The sequence below is a fragment of the Streptomyces incanus genome (genome assembly GCF_042656345.1).
GTDB classification, from domain to species: domain Bacteria; phylum Actinomycetota; class Actinomycetes; order Streptomycetales; family Streptomycetaceae; genus Streptomyces; species Streptomyces incanus.
The window spans coordinates 54,987-63,051 of sequence record NZ_JBHSPC010000042.1 but is presented as its reverse complement, the minus strand read 5'-3'; the positions used below and the strand labels follow the sequence as shown (position 1 = coordinate 63,051).

At 73.7% G+C, this 8,065-nt stretch carries 7 protein-coding genes and 1 pseudogene; 1 reads left to right on the top strand and 7 read right to left on the bottom strand.

What is annotated here, in order from left to right; translation table 11 throughout:
* Positions 1-361: response regulator (locus ACFP2V_RS16590; protein WP_381212185.1), on the bottom strand; the 361-nt coding region annotated here is incomplete at its 3' end.
* Positions 358-1,581, bottom strand: coding sequence for a sensor histidine kinase (locus tag ACFP2V_RS16585; RefSeq protein ID WP_381212182.1), 1,224 nt, complete (start codon positions 1,579-1,581; stop codon positions 358-360). The genes ACFP2V_RS16590 and ACFP2V_RS16585, both read right to left, overlap by 4 nt.
* A 307-nt stretch (positions 1,582-1,888) precedes the next feature.
* Between ACFP2V_RS16585 and ACFP2V_RS16580 the strand changes: the two are divergent.
* Positions 1,889-2,332 (top strand): annotated as a pseudogene (locus ACFP2V_RS16580) (MGH1-like glycoside hydrolase domain-containing protein); the annotation flags it as partial.
* Between the two features lie 1,029 nt (positions 2,333-3,361).
* Here ACFP2V_RS16580 and ACFP2V_RS16575 read toward each other — a convergent pair.
* From ACFP2V_RS16575 to ACFP2V_RS16555, 5 genes are all read right to left on the bottom strand, one after another.
* The gene (locus ACFP2V_RS16575) at positions 3,362-3,934 is read right to left on the bottom strand and encodes a hypothetical protein (protein ID WP_381212179.1); all 573 of its coding nucleotides are present in this window, start codon (positions 3,932-3,934) and stop codon (positions 3,362-3,364) included.
* A gap of 26 nt (positions 3,935-3,960) precedes the next feature.
* Positions 3,961-4,710 (bottom strand): SDR family NAD(P)-dependent oxidoreductase, encoded by a 750-nt coding sequence (locus tag ACFP2V_RS16570; protein WP_381212176.1) that lies wholly within the window; start codon positions 4,708-4,710, stop codon positions 3,961-3,963.
* Between the two features lie 73 nt (positions 4,711-4,783).
* Positions 4,784-5,587: an SDR family NAD(P)-dependent oxidoreductase gene (locus ACFP2V_RS16565; protein ID WP_381212173.1), complete on the bottom strand. Its 804-nt coding sequence runs from the start codon at positions 5,585-5,587 to the stop codon at positions 4,784-4,786.
* 82 nt (positions 5,588-5,669) lie between these two features.
* Positions 5,670-7,061, bottom strand: a complete 1,392-nt coding sequence (locus ACFP2V_RS16560) for an MFS transporter (protein WP_381212170.1) — start codon at positions 7,059-7,061, stop codon at positions 5,670-5,672.
* Positions 7,058-7,951, bottom strand: a complete 894-nt coding sequence (locus tag ACFP2V_RS16555; RefSeq protein ID WP_381212167.1) for a polysaccharide deacetylase family protein — start codon at positions 7,949-7,951, stop codon at positions 7,058-7,060. The genes ACFP2V_RS16560 and ACFP2V_RS16555 overlap by 4 nt, the downstream gene beginning before the upstream one ends.
* Positions 7,952-8,065: the final 114 nt, after the last annotated feature.

Genomic DNA, 8,065 nt, shown 5'->3' with positions numbered 1-8,065 from the left:
CCGTGCGGACGGCGTCGAGCAGCTCCTCGGGCCGGGCGCCCTTGCCGAGGAAGCCGCTCGCCCCTGCCCGCAGGGCCTCCGCGACGTACTCGTCGTCCTCGAAGGTGGTCAGGATCAGGACCTTCACCGCCGAGAGGTCCTCGGCCCCGCCGATCAGCCGCGTGGCGACGAGGCCGTCCATCTCCGGCATGCGGATGTCCATCAGGATCACATCCGGTTGCTGCGTCCTCGCCAGCTCCACCGCCTCGCGGCCGTTGGACGCCTCGCCCACGGTCTCCATGTCGTCGGCGGAATCGAACAGCATCCTGAAGGTGCCCCGCAGCAGGGCCTGGTCATCGGCGAGCAGTACGCGGACCGTCATGCCCGTCCCTCCTCGGTGTCCCGCCCGGTCGGTGCCACGATGGCCGCGCCCGGCCGCAGCGGCAGTTCGGCGGTCACGGTGAAGCCCCCGTCGGGGCGCGCCGCGGCCTCCAGTTTTCCCCCGACGCTGGCCGCGCGCTCGCGCATCCCGATCAGCCCGTGGCCGGTCCCGGGGTGGGGCCGGTGCGGTCGGGTGCGCCCGTCGTCCTCGACCGTGATCGTCAGCCATTGGGGCCGGTAGTGCAGGTAGAGGCGGGCGTGATCGGCCCCGGCGTGCTTGCGCACATTCGTCAGGGCCTCCTGCACGATGCGGTACGCGGCCAGGTCCACCGCCGGCGCCAGCGGCCCGGCCGGGCCGTGCCGCATGTGCCTGACGGACAGGCCGACCCGCTCGAAGGACGCCAGCAGCTCCGGTACCTGCGCCAGGCCCGGCATCGGGTCCCGCGGCGCTTTTGGATCATCGGACTGCCGCAGGAGGCCCACGGTCACCCGGAGTTCCTCCAGCGCGGACCGACTGGTGTCCCGGATGCCCTCCAGAGCGGTGACCAACTGCTCCGGCCGCCGCTCCACCAGGTGAACGGCGACACCGGCCTGCGCGTTGATCAAGGCGATGTGGTGCGCGACCACATCGTGCAACTCGCGCGCGATCCGGATCCGCTCGGCCGCCACCCGCTGCCGCGCCTCCTGCTCACGGGTTCGCTCCGCGTACTCCGCCCGTTCCTCCACGGCCGCCACATACGCGCGCCGTGAGCGCACCCCGTCCCCCACGGCGGCGGGCAGGGCCACCCAGGCCAGCGTCGCCACGTTGTCCCCGAACCATGAGCCGGGGCCGAACACCGCGGCCGCCCCGACCAGCAGGGCGGCCGAGGCCGACGCCACCATCCAGGTGGTGCGCCGGTCGGTCCGGGCGGCCACGGTGTAGACGGACACGATGACCGGACTCGTCACCAGCGGGCTCTCCCGGACCCCGAGCGCCTGGAAGACCACCCCGCAGGCGAGGGCGGTGACCAGGACGCCGAACGGGTGGCGTTGACGCCACAGCAACGCGAAACAGCAGACCGCCGCCAGCACCACGGCGGGCGGGCGGACCGAGATCCGGTGCTCTTGCGGGATGACGGAGGCGGCCGCCACCGACAGCGCGAACAGCACAACCGGCCCCAGCACGTCCAGCGCGCCGACCGGGGCGCCCGCTCCCCGCCGCCAACCGTTGATCACTGCCATGCCACCACCGTAGGGTCGACGCCCCAGTGCCGCTGGCCTGCCATCGCCGCTCACCACCGCGGAGGCGTCCGATCGGCCCCGGACGACGACGGCCCGTGCAGGTCTGGGGCAGGCCGCTGCGCGGCGGAGGACGGCCGGGTGCCGCTGTCCGGGGCCGAGGCTCGATCCCGAAGCCCCGAAGCCCCGAAGCCTGAGCGGGCCCTGCGAAGACGCCGCGCTGCAGATCCGGGCCGAAGCCGGTGGGCGGCGGCTCGCCCGCCTCCAGTCGCAGGGCGCGGCGCCCGTCCGCCTGCCGCACCGGTGGCGGGTGATCAAGCATGCCCTGAAATACACCGGGCCCCGGGAGGGGTGGATCCCCTCAAAGTTTCTGGGTCCGGTCGGCTCCTGCGCGCCGCACGGCGGGATCAGTGCCGCTGCCGCTCACCACATCCGCGAGGCGCGCCGGCTGCGCGATCATCGCCATCTCGACGACTGCATCGGCTCCCGGCCGCGCGGCAGCGGCTCAGGACCCAAACCGGCCACGGACTTCCTCAACAAGAACACCACCGACTGGGCACACCGGTACTCCTTCTGGATCGCGGATGCCGTCGTGGCCCGGGCGTCGACCGACGGCAGAGGGGAGCACGCCCCGGGGCTGCTTGACGCACTGGAACGTCAGTGGAGGCGAGGGGCCCCGCAGTCCGACGACGAAGTCGGTCTCTACCGGCGGACACCGGTGCGGGACGCGATGGAGTACACCGCAAGCTCCTACCGGAGCGACGACCCCTGCCCCGTTCGCCGGCAGCATCGTCGCCCGCGCGCAGGCCGGCTGACGCCCCCCCCAGCCCACTGCCGCCGTACGGCACACCGCACCGTTCCTGAAGGCTGCGCGGAAGTGAGCCCGCTCGGCCGCACGCCCCGAACGGTCCTGGGCGCTCCCCCACCGCCTCAAGGGCGTGGGAGGTGCCCCCGGGCCCCCGGCGTACCCGGCCCCGGGGGGCGGCGACCCGCCTCCCGTGCGTGGTCCGCTCCCGGGGGGGCCGGATCCCGGCGCGCCCCGGCCCCGGGGGTGTGGCCGGGGCGACGGGGCGGCCCCGGAGCATCCCACCGGTGGAGCGGGGGCCCCGCCCGCCGGCGCCCGGCCCGGCGTCCCGGAGCGCAGACTCACGTCGGCCCGGCCGGCCCGGGGCGCCATGGGCGCGCGAACGAACCGTCACACGCTCGAGCCGACGCGGCCCCGTCGTATGCCCTCCCCCGGCGGGCAGTCACCGACCCCCGGCCGCGCCCACATGCTGGTGGGCACAACGCGGCACCGGCCGGGCCGAGCCTCGCGGCGACCGCTTTCCTCGCGGCCCACTCGGTGGCGTGGTCGGGCCGCACCTCGGCGACCCTGCGCACCGCACGACGGCGCGGCTCAGGCGGGGAGGGGGAAGGACGTGCCCGGGCTCGGTCCCCTCCAGGGCAGCGAGTCCCTCCCGCACCCGGAACGGTTCGGCCGCCCGCGGCGGCGCCGCCCGGACGCTGCCCGTGCGCGCGGCCGCGCCGGGCTCCCGCCCGGCCGGGGCTCCGGCGTTCCCGGCCGGCCGGACGCCGTGCGGCCGGCGGTTTTGCAGGGAGCAGCCGCCGCCGGCGGCCTTCGCGGCCCCGGGGCGGCCGGGCCCGGCCCGGCGGTCGGGGCGGGGCAACGGCGGTACCCGGCCGGGTCGTCGCGGGCGGTGGACGAGAAGGCCGGGCCCGTTGTGCCGGGGGCCGTCCGGGGCTGCCGCAGGCGCCCGGCGGCCGAAGTGGGCGGCCCGCGGGTTCACGCCGAGCGACGCGGACGGCGCGTGCCGAACTCCTTCAGGTGCCGGGCCGCCTGGGCAGCGCCGGCGCCGCTGACCAGAGCCGTCGCGTCGGGCGGCGGACCGTTTGGAAGATCGGTCACGGCGGTGGCCCGTACGGCGCCGGAGGCGAGGGTCACCAGCAGGGTGCGTGCTCCGCCGGGGTCGGGCAGGGTGATCTCCAGTGAGGTGTCCGGTTCGGCCCGGGCCGCGGCGGCGAACCAGGCCGCGGCCGCGGCCAGGTCCCAGCCGCCGGGTGCCTCGACGGACACGGTGGTGTCCGCGCCCCGCAGTGGCCGCCAGTTCCTGGGCCGGGCACCGCGCTCCTGGGCCGCACGCCACAGCGCGTCCAGGTCCGCCGCGTGCGCGGTGCGGCCGACCCGGTCGCTGAGCAGGTATCCCGAAGACAGCCAGGAGCGGACCCGCAGTCCAGACCCGCCGTCCAGGAGCCGGCCGGTGCTCGCCGCCCGGGCGGCGAGCACCGGCCGGGTGGGCGGGGCCAGGAGGTCCTCCCAGCGGGGCACGGACCGGCCCGTGCCGCAGGCTCCGCACATCGTGGCTCCCTGTCCTCTTCAGTTCCTCACGGCATGACGTCGCCGCTGTTGGGGCCGAGGGTCTGCCCCACGTACAGGTTGCCGCCCGGATCGCTGGCCAGCAGTACGGCGGTGGGGGCGACCTCCGCCGGGACCCCGAACCGGCCGAGGGGCAGTTCGGCCTGCTTGGCCTTCTTCCAGTCCGCGCTGATGCCGTCCACCAGCGGGGTGGACACCGGGCCGGGCGCGATCGCGTTGACCAGCACGCCGCTCGGGCCCACCTCCCTGGCCAGCGCCTTGGTCAGGCCGATCACGCCGGCCTTGGCGGCCGAGTAGTGGACCAGTCCCTCGCCGCCCTTGAGGCCCAGCTGGCTGGCGATGTTGATGACCCGTCCGCTGCCGCGGGCGACCATGTGGGGGACCGTCCACCGGCAGCACAGGAAAACGCTGCGGAGGTCGATCGCGATCATCTGGTCCCAGGTCTCGACGTCCATGTCGATCAGGGGCACCTCGGTCAGGATCCCCGCGGAGTTGACCAGGATGTCGGGCACCCCCAGCGCGGACACGCAACTCTCCGCCATCTGGCGGGTCTGCTCCGCGTCGGCCACGTCGACGGTGGCGGTGGCCACCTCCACGCCCTGTGCCGTGTAGCGCTCGGCCAGGGCGGTGAGCCGGCCGGCGTCGCGGTCGGCCAAAAAGAGCCGCGCCCCCTCGGCCGCGTACGCGTCGGCGATCGCCGACCCGATGCCGCTCGCCGCGCCCGTCACCAGCGCGACCTGTTGTTGGAGGACTCCCATGCCGTTCGCCTTTCTCGCCGCGGCGCTGTCCGCCGCCGCTTCGTTCACTGCCGCCCGGTGTGCTGCCGGTCGGTCACTGCGGCCAGCGGACCGTGAGGCCGCCGTCCACGATCAGCTCCTGGCCGGTGATGTACGCGGCGTCGTCGCCGGTGAGGAAGCGGATCGCCCGGGCCACCTCGTCGGCGTGACCCACCCGGCCCGCCGGGATGCTCCGGCCGGCCCGCTCCAGCCCCGCCGGGCCCAGGGAGTTGGCCTCATCGAGCGACTGCGGGGTCTCGATCAGTCCGGGGATGACGGTGTTGACCCGGATGCCGCGCGGGGCGAGTTCGGTCGCGAGCGACCGGCACAGCCCCAGTACCCCGCTCTTGGCGGCGGCGTAGTGGGCGTGGTCGTCCCAGCCGTACACCCCGCCGGCGATGGAGGAGACCGCCACCATGGAGCCGGGGCCGGACATCACGGCGGCGGCGGAGCGGAAGGTGCGCAGTACGCCGGTCAGGTCGACCGAGAGCATGTCGTTCCAGGCGGCGTCGTCGAGCTGTGCCAGGGCGGCCCGGCGCAGCACGCCGGCCCCGGCGACGGCGATGTCCAGCCGTCCGTACGTCTCGGCGGCCGCCCGGGCGAGGGCGTCGACCTGCCCGCTGTCCCGGACGTCGACCGCGACCGCGGTGCAGCGGCCGCCGGCGGCCTCGACCAGCCGGACCGTCTCGTCGGCGCTGTGCGGGTCCTCGGGGTAGAAGCCGACGACGCTGTCGGCCCCGGCACGGGCGTAGGCCACGGCCAGGGCGCGGCCGATGCCGCTCGCGCCGCCGGTGATGACGGCGACCTTGCCGGCCAGCCCGTCGTCGCGGGCCGGTGCGGTGGGTTCGTTAAAGGACATGTCCTGCCTTTCGTGGGCTTCCCGGCGCGTGGCGGGGCACGGGTCACGCCACGCGCCGGGAAGGAGGAGGGGGGCGGTCGGCTCAGTGCGCCGCGGCCGCGCGGGCGGGCTCGTCGTCCGTGTCCTGGCTGACCTTGTTGGCGCCGAGCATCAGCACGCCGGAGAGGAACATCCCCAGGGCGCCCGCGACGAACGCGGCCGTGGTGGCGCTCGCTCCGAGGCCGATGATCGCGCTGAGCAGTGCCGAGCCGGCGACCGCGCCCGCCGGGCCCATCACATGGGCGGTGTTGGAGCCGATGCCGCGGACCCGGGCCGGGAACGACTCGCCCATGTAGAAGACCATGGCGGAGTACGGGCCGAGGAGGAAGAACAGCCCCAGGGCGTACATCGGGATGACGTACGCGGCGCTGTCCGGTCCGAAGAGCATCGCCGTCATCACGACGCCGCCGATGCTCCAGCCGACGATGATGGTCGTCCGCCGGCCGATCCTGTCACCGAGGTAGCCATGGGTGAGGTAGCCGAGGAAGCCGGCCAGGTTGGCCAGGATGAGCACGATCAGTGCGCTGGAGAACGAGACGCCCTTGCCGTCGGTGAGGATGGTGGTGCCCAGCACCGAGAAGACCTGGATGCCCATCCAGTTGAACAGCCACGCTCCGGACAGGCACAGGGTGTGCCGGCGCAGGTCCGGGGCGAAGAGCTGGCGCAGACCGGACTCGTTGTCCCGGCTGATGTCGAGGTCGTACAGCTTTGCCAGCCTGGCCGCGTCGGCGTCGCGTCCCTCCTTGCGCAGTTCCCGCGTCCGCTTGAGGGCGACGAAGGAGGGCGACTCGCGGAGCCTGGAGCCGGCCACGAGGATGACGAGGACCGGGAAGGTGGCGAGGAGGAAGATCCAGCGCCAGCTCATGACCGGCAGCAGCACGGCGGCGAACGCCGCGGCCAGCAGGGCGCCGACCGGCCAGCCGCTCTGCACCAGGCTGAACATGAAGCCGCGGCGCCGGCTCTTGCCGTACATCTCGTTGAGGTAGACGCCGTTGACGACCTCCTCGGAGTAGCCGAGGCCGGAGATGGCCCGCGCTCCGATCAGCGAGGCGGCGCCGCCGACCAGTGCGGTGAGGCCGGAGGAGAGCGCGGCGCCCGCCGTGGTGACGATCAGGCTCGGCTTGCGGCCCCAGCGGTCCAGCATCGGGCCGACCAGCAGGGAGACGACGAAGGTGCCGACGGTCACGCCGGTGGCGATCGCCGTGGCCTGCCCGGTGGTCCAGCCGAACGTCTCGGAGATCTTCGGCAGCAGGGTGCCGAAGAGCACGAAGTCGTAGACGGAGAAGACCCAGGCCAAAAAGCAGACCACGGTGGTGGTCGTGATGGTGCGCCGGCTGAGCGTCGGGGGGCCCTGGAAGAGGACCTCGTCCGAGGGCGCCCCGCCGCGCGGCCACTGGTTCTCGTGGGCTATGTCGCCCTGCTGCACGGTGGTCATCTGCTGTCACCCTTCTGGCGCGGGTTGCGGGCGGCGAAGTCGTCCGCGATCTGGTCGAAGGTCACCCAGCGGACGCCTTCGTGGGAGTCGATGTGGTCGATGAGCCGCTCCAGCATCAGCAGCACCTGGGGGCGGCCGGCCACGTCGGGGTGGATGGTCATGGTGAAGGCCGCGCGGTCCATCTCCCGGTGGACCCAGTCGAACTGGTCGCGCCACATCTGCTCGATGTCACGGGGGCTGACGAAGCCGTGGCTGTTCGGGCTGGCCTTGATGAACATCATCGGAGGCAGGTCGTCGAGGTACCAGTTGGCCGGGATCTCGATCAGGTCCGTCTCCCGGCCGCGCACCAGGGGCTTCATCCAGGTCCCGGCGGGCGCGCTGTAGTCGATCTTCGTCCAGGTGTCGCCGACCCGGACGTAGTACGGCTCGAAGTCCCGGTGCATCAGCGAGTGGTCGTACTTGATGCCCCGCTCCAGCAGGAGCTCGTTGGTGACGGGGCTGAACTCCCACCAGGGCGCCACGTAGCCGGTCGGACGGCGGCCGGAGCGGGTCTCGATCAGCTCGATGCAGTGGTCCAGGACCGCGGCCTCCTGCTCCCGGTCCATGGCGATCGGGTTCTCGTGGCTGTAGCCGTGGACGCCGATCTCGTGGCCGGCGGCGACGCAGGCGTCGAACTCCTGCGGGAAGGTCTCCACGGAGTGGCCGGGCCAGAAGAACGTCTGGGTCAGGCCGCGGCGCCGGAACAGCTCCAGCAGGCGGGGCACGCCGACCTCGCCCGCGAACAGGCCGCGGGAGATGTCGTCGGGCGAGTCCTCGCCCCCGTAGGAGCCGAGCCAGCCGCCGACTGCGTCGACGTCCACTCCGAAGCCGACGAGAATTTCCTTGGGCATCGACATCTCCTTTGATGACTGCGGTACGGGTGATACCGGCGGTACGGGTGATACGGGCAGTACAGGCAGTACGGGTACGGGCGGTGCGGGCGGTACGGGTGCGGGTGCGGGCGG

Coding starts and splice junctions, on each gene's coding strand:
- ACFP2V_RS16555 (WP_381212167.1), bottom strand. CDS start 7,951: ATGCCCAAGGAAATTCTCGTCGGCTTCGGAGTGGACGTCGACGCAGTC.
- ACFP2V_RS16575 (WP_381212179.1), bottom strand. CDS start 3,934: ATGTGCGGAGCCTGCGGCACGGGCCGGTCCGTGCCCCGCTGGGAGGAC.
- ACFP2V_RS16565 (WP_381212173.1), bottom strand. CDS start 5,587: ATGTCCTTTAACGAACCCACCGCACCGGCCCGCGACGACGGGCTGGCC.
- ACFP2V_RS16570 (WP_381212176.1), bottom strand. CDS start 4,710: ATGGGAGTCCTCCAACAACAGGTCGCGCTGGTGACGGGCGCGGCGAGC.
- ACFP2V_RS16560 (WP_381212170.1), bottom strand. CDS start 7,061: ATGACCACCGTGCAGCAGGGCGACATAGCCCACGAGAACCAGTGGCCG.
- ACFP2V_RS16585 (WP_381212182.1), bottom strand. CDS start 1,581: ATGGCAGTGATCAACGGTTGGCGGCGGGGAGCGGGCGCCCCGGTCGGC.